At 56.0% G+C, this 19,831-nt stretch carries 11 protein-coding genes, 2 tRNA genes, 4 rRNA genes and 1 riboswitch; of the genes, 6 read left to right on the forward strand and 11 right to left on the reverse strand.

The features are described 5' to 3' along the window. Together C8C89_RS00005 and C8C89_RS00010 are read right to left on the reverse strand one after the other, a co-directional pair. Nucleotides 1-206: ribosomal RNA gene (locus C8C89_RS00005) — 16S ribosomal RNA — on the reverse strand; the annotation flags it as partial. A 403-nt stretch (nt 207-609) separates the two neighbouring features. After that, complete coding sequence (locus tag C8C89_RS00010; RefSeq protein ID WP_133988587.1) at nt 610-1,689, reverse strand: tartrate dehydrogenase; 1,080 nt, start codon at nt 1,687-1,689, stop codon at nt 610-612. 103 nt (nt 1,690-1,792) lie between these two features. Between C8C89_RS00010 and C8C89_RS00015 the strand changes: the two genes are divergently transcribed. After that, on the forward strand, nt 1,793-2,692 hold the full coding sequence (locus C8C89_RS00015) for a LysR family transcriptional regulator (protein ID WP_133988588.1): 900 nt from the start codon (nt 1,793-1,795) through the stop codon (nt 2,690-2,692). 4 nt (nt 2,693-2,696) lie between these two features. Here the strand turns inward: C8C89_RS00015 and C8C89_RS00020 are convergent, their stop codons facing one another. The 4 genes from C8C89_RS00020 to C8C89_RS00035 all read right to left on the reverse strand — a co-directional run bounded on the left by C8C89_RS00020 (nt 2,697) and on the right by C8C89_RS00035 (nt 6,927). Further along, nucleotides 2,697-4,181, reverse strand: a complete 1,485-nt coding sequence (locus tag C8C89_RS00020; RefSeq protein ID WP_133988589.1) for a DUF3482 domain-containing protein — start codon at nt 4,179-4,181, stop codon at nt 2,697-2,699. Beyond that, the gene (locus tag C8C89_RS00025) at nt 4,178-5,656 is read right to left on the reverse strand and encodes a DUF2868 domain-containing protein (protein WP_133988590.1); all 1,479 of its coding nucleotides are present in this window, start codon (nt 5,654-5,656) and stop codon (nt 4,178-4,180) included. Before C8C89_RS00025 ends, C8C89_RS00020 begins: the two co-directional genes overlap by 4 nt. A 62-nt stretch (nt 5,657-5,718) precedes the next feature. Further along, a complete protein-coding gene (locus C8C89_RS00030) occupies nt 5,719-6,408 on the reverse strand; it encodes an acid phosphatase (protein WP_133988591.1) in 690 nt (229 codons plus the stop codon). Nucleotides 6,409-6,735: 327 nt separating this feature from the next. Beyond that, the gene (locus C8C89_RS00035; protein WP_243857847.1) at nt 6,736-6,927 is read right to left on the reverse strand and encodes a histidine kinase dimerization/phospho-acceptor domain-containing protein; all 192 of its coding nucleotides are present in this window, start codon (nt 6,925-6,927) and stop codon (nt 6,736-6,738) included. Between the two features lie 798 nt (nt 6,928-7,725). Here C8C89_RS00035 and C8C89_RS00040 point away from each other — a divergent pair. Next, complete coding sequence (locus C8C89_RS00040) at nt 7,726-8,982, forward strand: DUF4214 domain-containing protein (RefSeq protein WP_133988592.1); 1,257 nt, start codon at nt 7,726-7,728, stop codon at nt 8,980-8,982. A 405-nt stretch (nt 8,983-9,387) separates the two neighbouring features. On the opposite strand, the gene rrf is transcribed toward C8C89_RS00040, so the two are convergent. The 5 genes from rrf to C8C89_RS00065 all read right to left on the reverse strand — a co-directional run bounded on the left by rrf (nt 9,388) and on the right by C8C89_RS00065 (nt 14,626). Next, nucleotides 9,388-9,500, reverse strand: a 5S ribosomal RNA gene (gene rrf / locus C8C89_RS00045). Between the two features lie 138 nt (nt 9,501-9,638). Then, nucleotides 9,639-12,528: ribosomal RNA gene (locus C8C89_RS00050) — 23S ribosomal RNA — on the reverse strand. Nucleotides 12,529-12,777: 249 nt separating this feature from the next. After that, nucleotides 12,778-12,853, reverse strand: a tRNA-Ala gene (locus tag C8C89_RS00055). Between the two features lie 67 nt (nt 12,854-12,920). Then, a tRNA-Ile gene (locus tag C8C89_RS00060) sits at nt 12,921-12,997 on the reverse strand. Nucleotides 12,998-13,095: 98 nt separating this feature from the next. Next, nucleotides 13,096-14,626 (reverse strand): 16S ribosomal RNA (locus C8C89_RS00065). 463 nt (nt 14,627-15,089) lie between these two features. Here C8C89_RS00065 and cobT point away from each other — a divergent pair. The 4 genes from cobT to C8C89_RS00085 all read left to right on the forward strand — a co-directional run bounded on the left by cobT (nt 15,090) and on the right by C8C89_RS00085 (nt 19,784). Next, nucleotides 15,090-16,130 carry a nicotinate-nucleotide--dimethylbenzimidazole phosphoribosyltransferase gene (gene cobT, locus C8C89_RS00070; protein WP_133988593.1) on the forward strand — a complete coding sequence of 347 codons (1,041 nt, stop codon included), beginning with the start codon at nt 15,090-15,092 and terminating at the stop codon, nt 16,128-16,130. Nucleotides 16,131-16,134: 4 nt separating this feature from the next. Beyond that, the gene (locus tag C8C89_RS00075) at nt 16,135-16,941 is read left to right on the forward strand and encodes an adenosylcobinamide-GDP ribazoletransferase (protein ID WP_133988594.1); all 807 of its coding nucleotides are present in this window, start codon (nt 16,135-16,137) and stop codon (nt 16,939-16,941) included. Nucleotides 16,942-16,945: 4 nt separating this feature from the next. Then, nucleotides 16,946-17,500 (forward strand): histidine phosphatase family protein, encoded by a 555-nt coding sequence (locus C8C89_RS00080; RefSeq protein ID WP_133988595.1) that lies wholly within the window; start codon nt 16,946-16,948, stop codon nt 17,498-17,500. Between the two features lie 44 nt (nt 17,501-17,544). Beyond that, a riboswitch (cobalamin riboswitch) is annotated at nt 17,545-17,786 on the forward strand. A 126-nt stretch (nt 17,787-17,912) separates the two neighbouring features. After that, nucleotides 17,913-19,784 carry a TonB-dependent receptor gene (locus C8C89_RS00085; protein ID WP_133988596.1) on the forward strand — a complete coding sequence of 624 codons (1,872 nt, stop codon included), beginning with the start codon at nt 17,913-17,915 and terminating at the stop codon, nt 19,782-19,784. Nucleotides 19,785-19,831: the final 47 nt, after the last annotated feature.

A 19,831-nucleotide genomic window follows, 5' to 3' on the forward strand; every position in this document is an offset into this window, starting at 1 on the left:
CTTGCGATCCCCCACTTTCATCCTTAGATCGTATGCGGTATTAGCGTAACTTTCGCTACGTTATCCCCCACTCCAGGGTACGTTCCGATATATTACTCACCCGTTCGCCACTCGCCACCAGAGCAAGCTCCGTGCTGCCGTTCGACTTGCATGTGTAAGGCATGCCGCCAGCGTTCAATCTGAGCCAGGATCAAACTCTTCAGTTTAATCTCTGTTACTTTGCCATTTTATTGGCACCGTCTTGCGACGGGTCGCTCACTCAAAAAACTGACAGGCTACTTCCGAAGAAGTATCCTATTTCATTATTTCTTGTGAACATTTGATATTTTAAGTTTTACAGTGATCCGAAGATCACTGCTGCACTTACATCAAATGCCCACACTTATCGACTGTTAATTGTTAAAGAACTGTGATCGGTACTGCTTTCGCGCTATCGACAAAGCGTTGTGTTTGTCAGCTGCGAAGAAGGAAGAGTATGAAGCATTTCAGCACAATCGTCAACTCCTTCTTTTACTACCCAGCCCCGGAAGGCTGTCCCCTTTGTGCCGCAAACTAGTGCGTCTCATTGGGGAGGCGAACTATAGCAAAGCCGCCCACGGGCGGCAAGCATTATTTCAACAATGCTGCCACCACCATCCCCACCTCGGTCGTACTGGCGCTGCCACCCATGTCCGGCGTACGTGGACCATGCTCGAGCACCTGCTCGATAGCGCGCACAATCGCGTCATGCGCTGCCGTGTATTGGGCGTCGCCATTGCCGAGGAAATCGAGCATCATGGCGCCCGACCAGATCATGCCGATCGGGTTGGCGATATTCTGGCCATAGATATCGGGTGCGGAACCGTGCACCGGCTCAAACACGGAGGGGAAAGTGCGCTCCGGATTGATATTGGCCGATGGCGCGATGGCAATCGTCCCCGTGCAGGCGGGGCCCAGGTCGGACAAGATGTCGCCAAACAGATTCGACGCGACCACCACGTCGAAGCGCTCGGGGCTGAGCACGAAACGGGCCGCCAGGATGTCGATGTGGTATTTGTCCCAGCGCACATCGGGAAACTCCGGCGCCATCGCTTCCACCCGCTCATCCCAGAATGGCATGCTGATTGCGATGCCATTCGACTTGGTCGCCGATGTCAGGTGTTTTTTTGGCCGGCTTTGCGCCAGCTCAAACGCATATTGCAGGATGCGGTCAACGCCCTTGCGCGTAAACACGGATTCCTGCAGCACTGTTTCGCGCTCCGTCCCCTCGAACATGCGCCCACCCACGGACGAATATTCTCCCTCTGTATTTTCACGCACGACATAGAAATCGATATCGCCCGGCTTTTTATTTGCCAGCGGGCACGGCACGCCCGGCATCAGCCGCACGGGGCGCAAATTGACGTATTCATCGAATTCGCGCCGGAATTTCAACAAGGAACCCCATAAGGAAATATGGTCGGGTACTTTGTCCGGCCAGCCCACCGCGCCAAAATAGATGGCGTCGAAATCCTTGAGTTGGGCAAACCAGTCCGAGGGCATCATCTGGCCATGCTCAAGGTAATAATCGCAATTCGCCCATGCCATCGTCGTAAACTGCAAGTCGATATTGAAGCGGCGCGCGGCGGCCTCGACAACACGCAGTCCTTCCGGCATGACTTCATTGCCTATGCCGTCGCCGGCGATGACTGCGATTCTGTGTGCGGGCATGCGCTTCTCCTGTTGATAGATGGAAGCGTTAATGATACTGGCGCCGCATCAGAATACAATCGGTGGATTCATAACCCCAGTATCCACATTTCGTGCTCAATCAATGAAAAATACGCCGGTACTTGAAGATTTGCGCCTGTTTTGCCAGGTCGCCCATAAAACCAGCTTCGCCGCCACGGCGCTGGAACTGGGCATTTCGAAAGCGGTCGTCAGCAAGCGCATCGGCATGCTGGAAGCGGCGCTGCAAGTCCGTTTGCTGCACCGGACCACGCGCCGGGTCAGCGTCACCGATCACGGCGAGATCGTGCGGCAATGGGCACAGCGCATCCTGGAAGATATCGAACAGATGGCTGAAGCGGTGGCGCAGTCGACATTGCAGCCGCAGGGCATGCTGCGCATTTGCTGCAGTTCCGGTTTCGGGCGCAACCGCCTCGGTCCAGCCCTCTCCCAGCTGGCATGGCAGTATCCAGACCTGAAAGTACAGCTGGAATTACTCGACCGCCCCGTAGACCTGCTGGGAGAAGGTTTCGACCTCGACATTCGCGTTGGCGTGGTGCACGAACCAGACTTGATCGCCCACCATATTGCCCGCAACCAGCGCGTGCTGTGTGCCGCGCCAGCTTACCTGGCGCAACGCGGCACACCGGACACCCTGGAGCAATTGCGCGAGCATGACTGCATCGTCATCCGCGAGCGCGACCAGGATGGGCGACGCTGGAAACTGCAAGGGCCGCACGGACTGGAAACGGTGAAGGTCGACGGGGCGCTGTCGGCCAACAATGGCGAGATCGTCCATCAATGGGCGCTGGACGGCCACGGCATCATTTTGCGCTCGGCATGGGATGTGGAAAGCAGCCTGGCGCAAGGCAAGCTGGTGCGGATTTTGCCCGCGTATCAACAGGCTGCCGATGTGTGGGCGGTGACCACCTCGCGGCTGTCGAGCTCAGCCAAGGTCAGGGCCTGCGTGCAATTCCTGCAGCAGTGGCTGCAGGCCCCCGCGTGATGAACTACACCAGGCGCGCCACATCCGGATACAGACGCGCCAGGGTATCGGAGGCGATGGCGGCAATCACGGGTTCGACACGCTCTGAGGCTTGCTCAGGTGCTTTTTCTCGGCGCACATCTTTCCACAACTCAAGCAAAGCAGCGTCATGGCGCGCGACCGCTTGCTCGACCTCATCTTGCCAAAATGCTGGCGCCTCGCCTTCCACGAAGTTGCCGCGGCCACGGCCAAAGTGCGCCACCGCCAGATAACGCAGCACGCCCGCCACCACCAAGGTACGCAGGAAGGCATCCGTAAATTGCATGGTAGGTTCATTGCGCTCCGTGCCGGAATTAAATCCCCAGGCTGCGCCCGCAAACGTCAGTGCACCGACCACGCCACCAAGCAAGGCGCCCGTGCCCAGGGTCAGGCCACCGGAAATCAGGTCGGCCGACAAGCCAGTCGCCGCACCGGAAATCATGGCGCCCAATAGCCCCGCTTGCGCCTTGTCAATCGGCGCGCGCACGGCAAAATTATCGCGCACCCGTGTATTGATCTTATGCGCATCTGTGGGGTCAAGTTTGTGCAAGATCAACAGTTCGCGCGTCGTCTCACCGCTGTGCGTATTGAGCCGCGCCACCAGGCTGGCCATCGCCTTCTCCTGGCGTTGCTGCTCGGCATTCTTGCCTATGCCGACTACTTGCAAGGCCGATTTCAGCAAGCCCTTGGAGACGGGCTCGATGGCTTCGCGATCCTGGGCTGCCGCAGCCAGCTGCGTGGCCAGCAAATGCATGGCCTCCCGGAAACGTGCCGTATTCTGCGCTTGCCAGGTACCAAACAAACGCGCATAGCCGGCTTGCTGCGACTGAGGTAACAACTTGCCAACGGCTTCGTAAAACACGCGTTCATGTACCCAGCAGCGAGCAAAGGCATCGAGCGCCAGGACGTCGCGCACAATCGGATATTGCTGTAAATGCTCACGCCAGCGCTCCTGCTCGCTGTGTTCCTCGTTGCCTGGACGTGGTGGCCCCATCTGATTGAGCAAGACCACCACGGGCTTGCCCAGCCATTCGAGGATTTTCATTTCCGCCGGCAAGTAACCCGCATCACTGGGATGCTCCGACGAGTTGACCAGATACAGCACCACGTCGGCCGCGTCCTTGGCCGTGCGCAGCGCTTGCTGACTGAGCCAGAAAGGACGGTCGCGATAACGATCCAGCACTTCACGCAGGAACCAGCCGATGGGATTGCCCGACTGCCCCAGACGCTTGAGCAGGCGCACCGAGTCGCCAAAGCCGGGCGTGTCCCACAATTGCAGGGCATCGCCTTGCGGCGTCGCCAGCAAGGTATGCGATTCCGCAAAAACGGTCACGTGGGCAGCGTCGCGCACTTCGCCGATATCTACGCCCGCCAAGGTACGCGCCAGGGTGGTCTTGCCATTATTCGTATGCGAAATCAGTGCAAACTGAATTTGCACCGCATCATCCTGGACATCTTTATTCACATTCATGCTGCTGCCGATACTTTCAAGCCAACACCGGCATCGAGCGGGTGCAAGGCAGGATTGAGCAAATTGACCAGGGTGGCCGGGGTTTGATGGAAGAGGCAGAACTGTTGCCACAAGGCGACTCTTTCCGCCAAGCGGGCGGCATTATCCACCTGCTCGCCAGCGCGCTCCAGGTAGCTGGACTCGTCGATCAGGACTGCGATGCCCCGTGTCGATGATCGCACCAGGTAATCGAGGAAGGCGCCGTGATTTTCTTTTTCCGGCGTCGCCGTCAGATTGAACAGCACGGCCGTGACGTTGACTTGCGGATCATTCAGGTCGGCGCCGCGCAAGACGTCCTGCGGCTCTTCGCCATACGACGTCGATGGACGCAGCATCATGCGCCCCTGCTCGCCAAACAGCATGATGGACAGCTGGCCCAAGCCCTTGTGACGCGCCTCATCGACAGTAAAGCTGTACGGCAAGACGCGCAACATGCCACCCGTGGCCACGCCTATACTTTCATTGAGCTTGCGGAAATACGGTTGATCCAGGTCTAACGGGAAATGTTTCGCCAGCCGTGCGGCGCGCCAGTTGTTGGCCAAAGCCAGGATCAGGCGGGGAACCACGACCAGCAAGAAAATCGTTGCCGCATACAAATGCACCCAGCGCGCGCCCCCTTCCACGGTCGTCGTTTGCGGGAAGCGCAACGCTTCGATTTCCGCCAGGGAGAAACCTTGCAAATGAAATAGGGCAATGGCTGGTGCAAACAGCGTCGAAAGCAGGCTGTGCACCTGGCTGGCACTCAAAAAGGTGCTTTCCCAGCCGGCCGCGTATTGCGACAGGAAACCGCGTGCATACAGCGAAGCCACGGCGCCGATGGCAAACATGGCGGCGCTCAAATGGATGGTACGGCCCAGGCGCGCGGCCGTCAGCTTGGCGCTCAGGTGCGCCCATTCCCCCATGAAGCTGAGCAAGCTCGAGGACAAGGCGTGCGGGAGTTTGCGCGGCAGGGCCAGGCGGCCCACGCTCAGGTGGCGCACCAGTCCAGCTTTCGGCCAGCCCAGGGAGTGCGAGGGGATGCATAGCCAGATCAGCAAGCCCAGGTAGACCAGCACATTCCAGGCGATTATCAGCAGCAAGGGCGCCGACAGCAAGTCGACGCGGTGCGGATCGGTGATGCGGTCGAGCCCGGCCCCCAGCAGCAGGGCCAGCAATGGCAGGGTCAGTGCCAGGGTCTTCATGCCGTTGCGGCGTTTCGCGAAGGAAGAGAAGGCGGGGGTGCGCTCGGTGATACGCTTGATGATCAGCTCGGACCGCTGCTGCAGGAAGTCGTCACCCGTCACTTCGGCCTGCTTGCCCGAAGCTTGCCATTGCGCAAGCTCACGCGCGCTGCGGCTGGCATACATGCGGTCGTCCTCGCTGAGGACTTCTTTTTTCTGGTCGGCCGTTTCAATGGCCCGTACCAATACCACTTCTCTCGCAATCTGCTCGTTCATGGTGCTCCTGTTTTTGTATGAAACGACAACTCGACAGGCAGATTGTGACGTACTTTTGTATTTCAGGCCAACGCGTCCTCGGTCCGGAACAAGTTATGTAGCAGATGTATCAGGAAAGCAGCGATCCAGGCAGACCACAAGGTGTGCGTGAAAAATTGTGCACCTTGCAACTGTTGCTGCCAGCCTGACGCCAAACCGCACAGCAGCATGACACCGGCGAGCAGAAGCGCAGTGCGCGGCCGTCCAGGCAGCCAGAACAATGGCAAAGCCAGCAGCCACCAGGCAGTGTTTGCCTGGATCGCGGGCAGGCAAACCATGCCAGATGCGCTGGCTGGCAACGTTTCCAGCATGCGCGCGTACGGCTCCAGTCCACCATAGCGCAGCAAATCCGTAGGACAGGGCATATCGCTGAAGGAAGAGAGCAAATAGATGCTTGGCGGCACCAAGACGACCGACAGGGCCACGGAGCGCAAGACGCTGCGGCGTGATGCAAGCCATGCCAGCGGACGCAAGGTGTCCCAGATGGCCAGGCCTATCACGGCGGCGCCAAGCAAGATCATGCCAAACTGGAAACTGCCGGCCAGCGCACTGTCACCGCCGGCAAAGTGCCCACGCTCCCCGTCGAACATACTGTCGGCGATCATGAGATCGAGGTTGCTGTAATTGCCGATCCAGAGGATCAGCATGGCCGACAGCATCAGGACGCTATCGATGCCTTTGGGAGTTTTGACGAGTTTAAGCTTGGCCAGCATGGGTGCACATATTATTTGGTGAGATGAAAGGTACTGACCACACAGGACTGTAGCCATGGAAGTCATCGTACAGTGTCAATATGAAGAGAACATGATGTTCCCCACCATTAACCACGCGGACGGAGCAAGACGAGCTTCCGGCCTCACCTTACAAGTGCCCGCATGAATTACGCGTCGACAGGGCATTCATTTTTCGTTAAGTAAATGCAAAAAGCAGGCTTAGATGAAATCAATCCGCAGCACGCTGCCGCCAGGCGGCGGGCAATGAATCCCGGTTCCGCGCGCAGCCAAGTAGATGCGCCCGGAAGCGGAGCGTACCAGCGGTGCTTACGCGCCTTGCGTCATCAGGATTTCCGCCGCGCCCTTGATCACGCTCAGCGGCGTGCGCAGTTCATGACTGACATCGCCCCTAAAAAAGCATTCGCGATCACCAACTTCGCTCAACTCCGCCTTACGTACAGCAAAAGTGCGTACCAGCATTCCCAATTCATCGGCGCTGTCCTGCTGTGGCAAGGCCACCTGGCCGCCTTATGTAAGCGACATGATCGGCGTGATCAAGCAATTGGCGATTGGCGATGAAGGCGCCAGGCAGCGAAGCGCAAACCCATAAAACGATAAAAGCGAGGGCCAGCGTGCCATACACACAGCATGCTCAAACCGCAAATATCAGCATTAGCCCTGGCTCCGGAAATGCCGTCTATTCTTGCAATAAAGGGAGCTGGGCCTTCCAGTCGGAAAACTGTATGTCACCGCCTGCAGGTTGCTCGGCAACTACGGTCTATTGATCTAGCTCCGCATCCTGCAATAGCTACAATACAGCGATATCGCACGGCGCGGGTCGATGGGTTAACGCGTCCAACGACAATAACGGGAGCGTGTACGCCAGCTGCAAAAATGGCAGCATCAATACAAGCAGCGGAAGCTGTACTTCGTCTTCGCGCACGTTCTACAACCGTACGGACAAATCTGGTCAGGCGTTAGCCGCGAATCCAGGGAATCGTGCCAGCTCCTGCCAAGCACAGGGCATGAATGTCGTCGGGAACGGGCAGCAATCGGACTTCGGGGGCAACGATATTCCTCACTGCTACTCAGCCGATAGCTCTCGCGTTGTATGAACCCTGCAACACCAGGCGCTGCCAGCCGCAAGACCGTCGCATACGGCAATCCAGGCTGCTTCATTCAAACTGCTGTCACTTGCCAATAAATGTGTTCTAATTCCGTATGGCACTTATTAAATGAGTAATCTAGTTAACTCGGCAATCTTAATTATGCTGCGGTAGCAGTAATAACAAAGCAAACAACACAGTAGGAGATGTAATGAAAACTTTGGCTGACTACATTGAACAATACGGTTTTGACGGTTGGAAATCTGGTCCTCTCGCCCAAGATCCAATCGTCATGATGTTGCGTGATGAAATCGCTAATCCTGGCTCGACCTCGCTGGCTTCTCTCGATAGGTCGAGTCTGGAAATCGCTGTTAAAGTATTAAAAAACAATCCCGAAGATGGGCACACTTTGTCGTCTGGTAGCCTGCCGTTTATCTCGCTGACCATTAACTATAGCAATATTGAACCGTACAAATTCGACGGCAACATGGTTCCATATCGAGCGCACATGGACACGAATTTAAAAAAACATGGTTCGATCACTTACGTGCGGGGCGAGAAGGACAATCCGTTCACGCAACATACCGACACCATCAGCAATACCGGCGTGGTGGTCAAAGATGTCGCGATAAGCACCAACTTTGACGCACTCAAAGTGTGTTACAACGGCGCCCTTAGTTCGGTCGCGCTCGGCTCGGACCTTTTTGCCACGAACAAGGTCGTGACCTCGAAGGAAATACTGCAGAACATGCTGGAACTGGTCCTGCAGTACGGAATTGATACACCCGAGCACATGAAGTCGGCTTTCGGTTCCTGGGCATACGCAGATGGTGTCGTTGATGCTGCGATCCAGCAGGAAGCGAAATTGCCGCTTTACTCACAGCTTAATGATCCTGCCTCCGACGCAATCATTAAGGGCTATCTTGCGTATTTTGGCCGTCCAGCTGATACTGCTGGTCTGCAATATTGGGTGGACGCCACCAACCGCACTGGTGGCGATGCTACTGCGATGATTAACAACTTTGGCAACAGTGCCGAATACCGTAGTATGTACGGCAACTCTACCTCGATGGAAGTCGTCAATTCGCTGTACCAGCATCTGTTCAACCGTGACGCGGAAAAGGGGGGGTTGGAATTCTGGTCACATCACCTGGAAACCGGGGCCTTGACCCTTGCGGATCTCGCTTTCTCGGTCGTCAACGCGGCACAGGGTAGCGATTCGAAAACCATTGTGGAAAAAGTCGCGGCATCCCGCGTCTTCACCGGAAATCTGGATACCCAGCGAGAGGTGGACCTGTACAGCAATAACCAGTCTGCGCTGAACGCCCGCAAGTGGCTGTCCCTCTTCAGCGAAAACGATTATAGGAACGGCAAGCTTTTGAACGTGACTGTTGATGTTATCAATAAGCTGCAGGGCGATGTAGAGCCGATCCTGATTGGCCAAGGCTTCGACCCACTCTACTATTAATCGGGACTAATCCGTGACTCGTAAAAATGCTCTTATTCTGGCGCCTGGCTTTCTGGCCTCGATCCGAGCATCTCGCGCGGCGCCAACTTGGGTGCCTCGCTCATCAGGCACTTCAGAATGATGTAGCCGATCCTTCGAAATGCAGCTCATCCACGGCTAGCACGGCGGCGGCCGTCATTTACCCGCGCGCGGCGCAGCAAGGCTTTCAGGCGGATTTCCAATTCCAGCAGCGAAAATGGCTTGAGCAGATAATCGGCATAGCCATTCACGGCCGAATCGAGCGCAGGCCCCTTCGGCTCCGGATAGGCACATTGTTGGAAGAATTGAAGAATGCAAAACAAAAGCAGCAGACGAAAAAAAACCCCACCGGAGTCCGGTGGGGTTTTTCTCTACTGCGAATAACAAGCCTGACGATAACCTACTTTCACACTGGTTGCAGCACTATCATCGGCGCAAAGTTGTTTCACGGTCCTGTTCGGGATGGGAAGGGGTGGGACCAACTTGCTATGGTCATCAGGCATAACTTGTACTGGCATTTGTCCTCAATTGAGCGACAAAGCCTGAATCTGGAAGAAGCAAAGATTGGGGTAATGAATAGTAGTATCAACAAACTCACAACGTTGTACCGTCTTATCCTCTGTACCTGCTAAGGTTATAGGGACAAGCCGTACGGGCAATTAGTACTGGTTAGCTTAATGCATTACTGCACTTCCACACCCAGCCTATCAACGTCCTGGTCTCGAACGACCCTTCAAAGAGCTCAAGGCTCTGGGAAATCTCATCTCAAGGCAAGTTTCCCGCTTAGATGCTTTCAGCGGTTATCTCTTCCGAACTTAGCTACCCGGCAATGCCACTGGCGTGACAACCGGTACACCAGAGGTTCGTCCACTCCGGTCCTCTCGTACTAGGAGCAGCCCCCTTCAAATTTCCAACGCCCACGGCAGATAGGGACCAAACTGTCTCACGACGTTTTAAACCCAGCTCACGTACCACTTTAAATGGCGAACAGCCATACCCTTGGGACCGGCTACAGCCCCAGGATGTGATGAGCCGACATCGAGGTGCCAAACTCCCCCGTCGATATGAACTCTTGGGAGGAATCAGCCTGTTATCCCCAGAGTACCTTTTATCCGTTGAGCGATGGCCCTTCCATACAGAACCACCGGATCACTATGTCCTACTTTCGTACCTGCTCGACTTGTCAGTCTCGCAGTTAAGCACGCTTATGCCATTGCACTATCAACACGATGTCCGACCGTATCTAGCGTACCTTCGAACTCCTCCGTTACACTTTAGGAGGAGACCGCCCCAGTCAAACTGCCTACCATGCACTGTCCCCGATCCGGATAACGGACCAAGGTTAGAACCTCAAACAAACCAGGGTGGTATTTCAAGGTTGGCTCCACGAGAACTAGCGTCCCCGCTTCAAAGCCTCCCACCTATCCTACACAGATTGGTTCAAAGTCCAATGCAAAGCTACAGTAAAGGTTCATGGGGTCTTTCCGTCTAGCCGCGGGTAGATTGCATCATCACAAACATTTCAACTTCGCTGAGTCTCGGGAGGAGACAGTGTGGCCATCGTTACGCCATTCGTGCAGGTCGGAACTTACCCGACAAGGAATTTCGCTACCTTAGGACCGTTATAGTTACGGCCGCCGTTTACTGGGACTTCAATCAAGAGCTTGCACCCCATCATTTAATCTTCCAGCACCGGGCAGGCGTCACACCCTATACGTCCACTTTCGTGTTTGCAGAGTGCTGTGTTTTTATTAAACAGTCGCAGCCACCAGTTTATTGCAACCCTTTCACCCTCATGGAGTAAACCAATCAAGCTACCGGGGCGTACCTTTTCCCGAAGTTACGGTACCAATTTGCCGAGTTCCTTCTCCCGAGTTCTCTCAAGCGCCTTAGAATACTCATCTCGCCCACCTGTGTCGGTTTGCGGTACGGTCTCGTATGACTGAAGCTTAGAGGCTTTTCTTGGAACCACTTCCGATTGCTTCGTGAACAAGTTCACTCGTCCCATCCCCTTGAATTCCGCGCCCGGATTTGCCTAAGCGCCTTCTATGAGACAGAAACTGACTATTCCAACAGTCAGACAACCTTCCGCGATCCGTCCCCCCATCGCATCATACGACGGTGCAGGAATATTAACCTGCTTCCCATCAGCTACGCATCTCTGCCTCGCCTTAGGGGCCGACTCACCCTGCTCCGATGAACGTTGAACAGGAAACCTTGGGCTTACGGCGTGGAGGCTTTTCACCCCCATTATCGCTACTCATGTCAGCATTCGCACTTCTGATACCTCCAGCATCCTTTACAAGACACCTTCGCAGGCTTACAGAACGCTCTCCTACCATATATATCTGTGATAAATCACAGAACAATATCCGCAGCTTCGGTGACTGGCTTAGCCCCGTTACATCTTCCGCGCAGGACGACTCGATCAGTGAGCTATTACGCTTTCTTTAAATGATGGCTGCTTCTAAGCCAACATCCTGACTGTTTTAGCCTTCCCACTTCGTTTTCCACTTAGCCAATCTTTGGGACCTTAGCTGGCGGTCTGGGTTGTTTCCCTCTTGACGCCGGACGTTAGCACCCGACGTCTGTCTCCCAAGCTCGCACTCATCGGTATTCGGAGTTTGCAATGGTTTGGTAAGTCGCAATGACCCCCTAGCCATAACAGTGCTCTACCCCCGATGGTGATACTTGAGGCACTACCTAAATAGTTTTCGGAGAGAACCAGCTATTTCCAAGTTTGTTTAGCCTTTCACCCCTACCCACAGCTCATCCCCTAATTTTTCAACATTAGTGGGTTCGGACCTCCAGGGCGTGTTACCGCACCTTCATCCTGGCCATGAGTAGATCACTTGGTTTCGGGTCTACACCCAGCGACTGATCGCCCTATTCGGACTCGATTTCTCTACGGCTTCCCTATATGGTTAACCTTGCCACTGAATGTAAGTCGCTGACCCATTATACAAAAGGTACGCAGTCACGGAACAAGTCCGCTCCTACTGTTTGTATGCACACGGTTTCAGGATCTATTTCACTCCCCTTCCGGGGTTCTTTTCGCCTTTCCCTCACGGTACTGGTTCACTATCGGTCGATTACGAGTATTTAGCCTTGGAGGATGGTCCCCCCATATTCAGACAGGATGTCACGTGTCCCGCCCTACTTGTCGTACGCTTAGTATCACCGGTCCAATTTCACATACGGGGCTATCACCCACTATGGCTCCTATTTCCAGAGGATTCTGTTATCGGTCCGACTATCACGTACAGGCTCTTCCCATTTCGCTCGCCGCTACTTTGGGAATCTCGGTTGATTTCTTTTCCTGCAGCTACTTAGATGTTTCAGTTCGCCGCGTTCGCCTTGCATACCTATGTATTCAGTATGCAATACCCTAAAAGGGTGGGTTGCCCCATTCGGAAATCTGCGGATCAAAGTGTGTTTGCTCACTCCCCGCAGCTTATCGCAAGCTACTACGTCCTTCATCGCCTGTAATCGCCAAGGCATCCACCATGTGCACTTATTCGCTTGTCCCTATAACGTTAGCCTCTCATCATTTGCATAATGAAAGAGCGCTACAGGGATAAGAAAGTACAACGTTGTTGCTTGTTTGTTGATACATACAATCATTACCCATCGATTTGCTTTTTACGGCAAACCAATCAATAAATAATCTTTACTTCTTCCAGATTGTTAAAGAACGAAACAGCTTTGATCGCTAAAAGATCAAACCTAAACCACAGTCTTGTTGACCGGCTTACGTTTGCACTTTCGAGTAAAACTTGGTGGAGGATGACGGGATCGAACCGACGACCCCCTGCTTGCAAAGCAGGTGCTCTCCCAGCTGAGCTAATCCCCCTGTGGGTATTACATACTGGCAGGTCTGGCTGGACTAGCGTCCACCTTACCCCCGGGTCTGTTTTTACTGGTAGGGCTGGTTGGACTCGAACCAACGACCCCCGCGTTATCAACACGGTGCTCTAACCAGCTGAGCTACAGCCCCAACGCGGAACTACTACGACTACTGTTTCTTCTTAATTAAACAGCCGATAAGTGTGAACATTTGATGCGTGAATCATTACTGATTCGTGCAAACTCTAGAAAGGAGGTGATCCAGCCGCACCTTCCGATACGGCTACCTTGTTACGACTTCACCCCAGTCACGAATCCTACCGTGGTAAGCGCCCTCCTTACGGTTAAGCTACCTACTTCTGGTAAAACCCGCTCCCATGGTGTGACGGGCGGTGTGTACAAGACCCGGGAACGTATTCACCGCGACATGCTGATCCGCGATTACTAGCGATTCCAACTTCATGCAGTCGAGTTGCAGACTACAATCCGGACTACGATACACTTTCTGCGATTAGCTCCCCCTCGCGGGTTGGCGGCGCTCTGTATGTACCATTGTATGACGTGTGAAGCCCTACCCATAAGGGCCATGAGGACTTGACGTCATCCCCACCTTCCTCCGGTTTGTCACCGGCAGTCTCATTAGAGTGCCCTTTCGTAGCAACTAATGACAAGGGTTGCGCTCGTTGCGGGACTTAACCCAACATCTCACGACACGAGCTGACGACAGCCATGCAGCACCTGTGTACTGGTTCTCTTTCGAGCACTCCCAAATCTCTCCGGGATTCCAGCCATGTCAAGGGTAGGTAAGGTTTTTCGCGTTGCATCGAATTAATCCACATCATCCACCGCTTGTGCGGGTCCCCGTCAATTCCTTTGAGTTTTAATCTTGCGACCGTACTCCCCAGGCGGTCTACTTCACGCGTTAGCTGCGTTACCAAGTCAATTAAGACCCGACAACTAGTAGACATCGTTTAGGGCGTGGACTACCAGGGTATCTAATCCTGTTTGCTCCCCACGCTTTCGTGCATGAGCGTCAATCTTGACCCAGGGGGCTGCCTTCGCCATCGGTGTTCCTCCACATATCTACGCATTTCACTGCTACACGTGGAATTCTACCCCCCTCTGCCAGATTCTAGCCTTGCAGTCTCCAATGCAATTCCCAGGTTGAGCCCGGGGATTTCACATCAGACTTACAAAACCGCCTGCGCACGCTTTACGCCCAGTAATTCCGATTAACGCTTGCACCCTACGTATTACCGCGGCTGCTGGCACGTAGTTAGCCGGTGCTTATTCTTCAGGTACCGTCATTAGCAAAAGATATTAGCTTTCACCGTTTCTTCCCTGACAAAAGAGCTTTACAACCCGAAGGCCTTCTTCACTCACGCGGCATTGCTGGATCAGGCTTTCGCCCATTGTCCAAAATTCCCCACTGCTGCCTCCCGTAGGAGTCTGGACCGTGTCTCAGTTCCAGTGTGGCTGGTCGTCCTCTCAGACCAGCTACTGATCGATGCCTTGGTAGGCTTTTACCCTACCAACTAGCTAATCAGATATCGGCCGCTCCACGAGCATGAGGTCTTGCGATCCCCCACTTTCATCCTTAGATCGTATGCGGTATTAGCGTAACTTTCGCTACGTTATCCCCCACTCTAGGGTACGTTCCGATATATTACTCACCCGTTCGCCACTCGCCACCAGAGCAAGCTCCGTGCTGCCGTTCGACTTGCATGTGTAAGGCATGCCGCCAGCGTTCAATCTGAGCCAGGATCAAACTCTTCAGTTTAATCTCTGTTACTTTGCCATTTTATTGGCACCGTCTTGCGACGGGTCGCTCACTCAAAAAACTGACAGGCTACTTCCGAAGAAGTATCCTATTTCATTATTTCTTGTGAACATTTGATATTTTAAGTTAGACGCCAATCCGAAGATTGACGCTGCACTTACATCAAATGCCCACACTTATCGACTGTTAATTGTTAAAGAACTGTATTCGGTTACTGCTTTCGCGCTATCGACAAAGCGTTGTGTTTGTCAGCTGCGAAGAAGGAAGAGTATGAAGCATTTTGCTACGTCCGTCAACTCCTTCTTTTTTCTCACTTTACTCGGCATTTGCATGCGTCGTTCAGCGAGGGGGCGAATTATAGCCCTGCCCCGCACGCCCCGCAAGGGCTATTTTGCAGCTGAGCAAATATTGCTGTGTGATATCGTAGCGCCGGAAATACCCTGCCACATCCACCTTGACTGCCATGCCTATCCCACACATCCCCCCCACCGCCAATCCCGTACTGGCCAGCGCACTCGAACACGCCATCAATAGCAAGACCAAGCCGCTGGGCAGTCTGGGCCTATTGGAAACCCTGGCCCGCCAGATCGGCCTGATCCAGCAAAGCGCGCAACTGGCATTGCGCCAGCCTGCCATCATCGTTTTCGCGGCCGACCATGGCGTGGTCGCCGAAGGCATTTCCGCCTATCCACAAAGCGTGACCTGGCAAATGGTGGAAAACTTCCTCGGCAATGGCGCAGCCATTAACGTCTTTGCCCGCCAGTCCGATTGCGCCCTCTATATAGTTGATGCTGGCGTGAACCATGATTTCGGCCCGCGCGACGGCTTGCTTGATCGCAAGCAGGGTCCCGGCACCCGCAACTTTGCCAACGAACCCGCCATGAGCCAGGAACAATGCATGGCCGCCATGCAGGCCGGGATGGACCTGGTCCCCACGCTCGACGGCAATGTGCTGGGCTTTGGCGAGATGGGCATCGGCAACACCACCGCTGCTGCCGCCCTGATGCACAAGCTCACGCAAACGCCTGTCGCCGAGTGCGTGGGCGCCGGTACCGGCCTGTCAAAGGAGGGCATATTACACAAACAGCATGTGATCGAAGCGGCCATCGCGCATCACGCGGCAGTCAATGAGCCACTCGACGTACTGGCCACCTTCGGTGGTTTCGAAATCGCCATGATGGCCGGCGCCATGCTCAAAGCAGCCGAGCGGCGCATGATTTTGCTGATAGATGGATTCATCGTCAGCAGCGCCCTGCTGGTGGCAGCGCGGCTGCAGCCTGCCATCCTCGATTACTGCGTGTTTTCGCACTGCTCCGATGAAAACGGCCACCGCCAGCTGCTGGCCAGCCTGGGCGCGCGTCCGCTGCTGCACCTCGATTTGCGCCTCGGTGAAGGCACGGGTTCGGCCCTGGCCTTGCCGCTGCTGCACGCAGCCGTCAACTTCATGCGCGAGATGGCGACCTTCGCCTCGGCCCAGGTCAGCGAAAAGTCCACGCCAGACTAAGATCATGACCAATCCCGTTTCCGCCGCAGTCCACCAGTGCCGCCTGTTCTTCATTGCGCTGCAGTTCTTCACGCGCCTGCCCATCCCGCGCTGGGTGGGTTTCGAGCCGGACTGGCTGCAGCACGCCTCGCGCTACTTCCCCCTGGTGGGCGTGGTGGTGGCAGCTATCAGTGGCGCCGTGTATCTGGTAGCGAGCTCGCTCCTGCCAGCACCAGTGGCCGTGCTGCTGGCGGTCGCCGCCGGCATTTATCTGACGGGCGCCTTCCATGAAGACGGCTTCGCTGACATGTGCGATGGCTTTGGCGGCGGCATGACGCGCGAACGGGTGCTGGAAATCATGAAGGATTCGCGCATCGGCGCGTATGGCGCCATCGGCATTGTCTGCCTGCTGGCCATCAAGTGCGCGGCCCTCGCATCGCTGCCACCTGCCACGGTGGTGGCGACCTTATTCATCGCCCATCCACTTTCACGACTGGCCGCCGTTTCCCTGATCTGGCTCATGGACTATGCGCGCGACGAAGGCAAGTCCAAGCCAATGGCACAAGAGATGAGCACCAGTGAATTCGTCATTGCCGCTACCTGCGGCCTGCTGCCCGCCATCGTCTGCGGCGCCCTGGGGATATTTTACTGGGCCACGCTGGCCTTTGCCGTCGTGGCGGCGGCAGCTGCCGCTTTCTGGCTGGGCCGAAAGTGCCAGCACCGCCTGCGAGGCTATACGGGCGACTGCCTTGGCGCCGTGCAGCAATTGGCGGAAGTGGCGGTCTATCTGGCCATCCTGTCCAGCTTCCAACCACCCACACGCTTCTATTAACAGCATGCGTTTGATCCTCGTCCGCCACCCCACGCCGCAAGTGACCAGCAGCACCTGCTATGGCTGCAGCGATGTGGCGGTGGCACCGCAAGAAATAACCACGGTGCGCGCCAGCCTGCAAGCCACTTTGCCGACCGGCGTCCCGCTCTACGCCAGTCCGCTGCGCCGCTGCGCCGACCTGGCGGCAGCCTTGGCGCAAGACTTGCCTGCCAGCGCCCTGCACTTCGACGCGCGGCTGGCGGAGATGGATTTCGGTGCCTGGGAAATGCAGCCCTGGCACGCGATTGCGCGCGCGGACATCGATGCCTGGGCTGCCGACCTGGCCCACTATCGCCCCGGCGGCGGCGAGAATGTGCTGGCGATGGCCACCCGCGTCGATGCGTTTTTAGGCGATCTGTTGCGCGAAAAACACGAAACAGCCGTCATCATCTGCCATGCGGGCACCATCCGCCTGCTGTCAGCATTGCAAGCCCGGCTGCCATTGGAAGAAACTGCCCTTCTGGCCGCTCATTCGGCCCACAAAATCGCCTATGGTGCGACGGTCGTCGTCGATTTCTGATATCGAATCGTCCAGCCAGACATTTCAGTCTACGCCCACTGCACGTATAATGACCGGGTTTTGGTGCTCGCGCTCATGTCCATGAGCGCAGTTAAACGGGAAACACGATGCCGCAACCGCGGCGAACGTGTGCTGCCCCCGCAACGGTAAGCAAGTGTCGCCACTCCCGACAGGAAGCGGTCGACTAGCTATCTCTGACAACCACTGTGCCGCAATTATCAAGCATGGGAAGGTGGGATAGCCGTACTTGCCAGCCCGGATACCGGCCAGGACAGGTGGAAGTGTGCGAACGGGGATGTTCGCGATCCGAATGGCTGCTAGCCATCTTCGATCGTCATCGTCAGTTCCCACTTCTGTTCAATCTGGCCTACGGGGACGTCGGCTGGTTGCATATTACTAACTGAAAATTATCATGACCCATGCTGTTTCCCGCCACGCGGCGCTCACGTCGCTCGCGCTAGCTATTGCCGCACCAGCCGCTTTCGCTCAATCCACGCCGGACACCTTCGACCCCATCGTCGTCACCGCCAACCGCTATCCACAGCACCTGAGCGAAGTGTTGAGCGATACGCAGACCATCAGCGCGGAAGACATCGCGCGTTCTGGTGCTGGCTCGCTGGTCGACCTGCTGCAAAAGCAGCGCGGTATTGAAGTGAGCCGCAACGGCGGCGCAGGCACCTCGGCCAGCGTGTTCATCCGCGGCGCGAACAGCAATCAGAATATCGTCCTGGTCGACGGCGTGCGCATCGGTTCGTCCACCCTGGGCACGGCCAACTGGAGCGCTCTGCCCCTGTCGAGCATCGACCGTGTTGAAATCGTCTATGGTCCATTAAGCACCATGTATGGCGCCGATGCCATCGGGGGCGTCATACAGATCTTCACCAAGAAAGGCGACGGCGCCACGCGCTTTTCCGCTTTCGCTGGTTACGGCAGCAACAACACGCGCCAGGCTGAAGCCAGCGTTGCCGGCTCGACGGGTGGAGTAAACAGCTTCAGCTACGCACTGGCAGCAGGCAAGGAAAAATCGGATGGCTACTCCGCTTCCAAGCTGGGCGCCTCTTCGTTCACCTACAACCCGGACAAGGACGGCTACGAAAAGGAAAGCGTCAGCGGCCAATTCGGCTATCAGATGGCCAAAGGCCATGAAGTCGGCCTGGTATTCCTGAATAGCGAACTGAAAGCCCAGTACGACGCCGGCCCAGGTTACGATGCGCGCAGCAACCAGAAACTGCAAAACGTCTCCGTCTTCACGAAGAACGAATTCCTGCCCAACTGGACCAGCGAATTGCGCTACGCGGAAGCACGCGACAAGTCGGGCGATGACAGCAGCGCGGCATCGTATGGCAAAAGCCAGATCGACACCAAGCAGACCGACATCACCTGGCAGAACGACATCCGTATCGGCCGCGACAATCTGCAACTGCTGGCCAGCTACCGCGATGAAGACGTCATGTCGAGCAGCACGCCGGAAGTGACGGGCGCACGCAATACCAAGTCCTACGCAGCGGCATACAACATGGTGCGCGGCGCGCACCTGTTCAATATCAGCGGCCGCCGCGACGACAACTCGGCATTCGGCTCGCACAACACGGGCAGCATCGCCTACGGCTACCGCATCAGCAATGCGCTGCGCGCAAACGCCAGCTATGGCACCAGCTTCCGCGCACCGACCTTCAATGAGCTGTACTACCCCGGCTACGGCCTGGCATCGAACAAGCCGGAAACTGGCCGCAATGCGGAAATTGGCCTGCACTACAACGACGGCGTATCGCAAGCCAGCGCGACCTACTACCATAACAAGGTCACAGACCTGCTGGTCAACACCACGCCATGCCCGGACCCGCTGTTCAACGGCAGCTATGGTTGCGCCTACAACGTCAACAAAGCCCTGCTCGAAGGCGTGACCCTGGCAGCCAGCCGCAAGTTCGGCGCCTTCAATGTCAGCGGCAACATAGACCTGCAAGACCCACGCGACGAAACCAAGGACAAGCAGCTGCAGCGCCGTGCCAAGCAGCACGCCAACTTCGCTGTTGACTACACGCTGGGCGCGCTGACCTCGGGCGCCGAATGGCAGCTGTCTGGCAAACGCTACGACGATGCCGCCAACAAGAATGTCCTGGGCGGCTATGGCCTGGTCAATCTGTACGCCACCTACCAGTTCGCCCGCGACTGGTCGATGCTGGCACGCTGGAACAACATCGCCAATAAAGACTATGAACTGGCCCGCTTCTACGCGACACCAGGTTCGAAAGTCTTCGTCGGCATACGCTACGGCATGAAATAAGCACATGGCTATGATGTAAACTGCGGGCGATGGCATCGTTGTCACCG

Source organism: Janthinobacterium sp. 75, assembly GCF_004365495.1.
Taxonomy (GTDB): Bacteria; Pseudomonadota; Gammaproteobacteria; order Burkholderiales; family Burkholderiaceae_D; genus Janthinobacterium.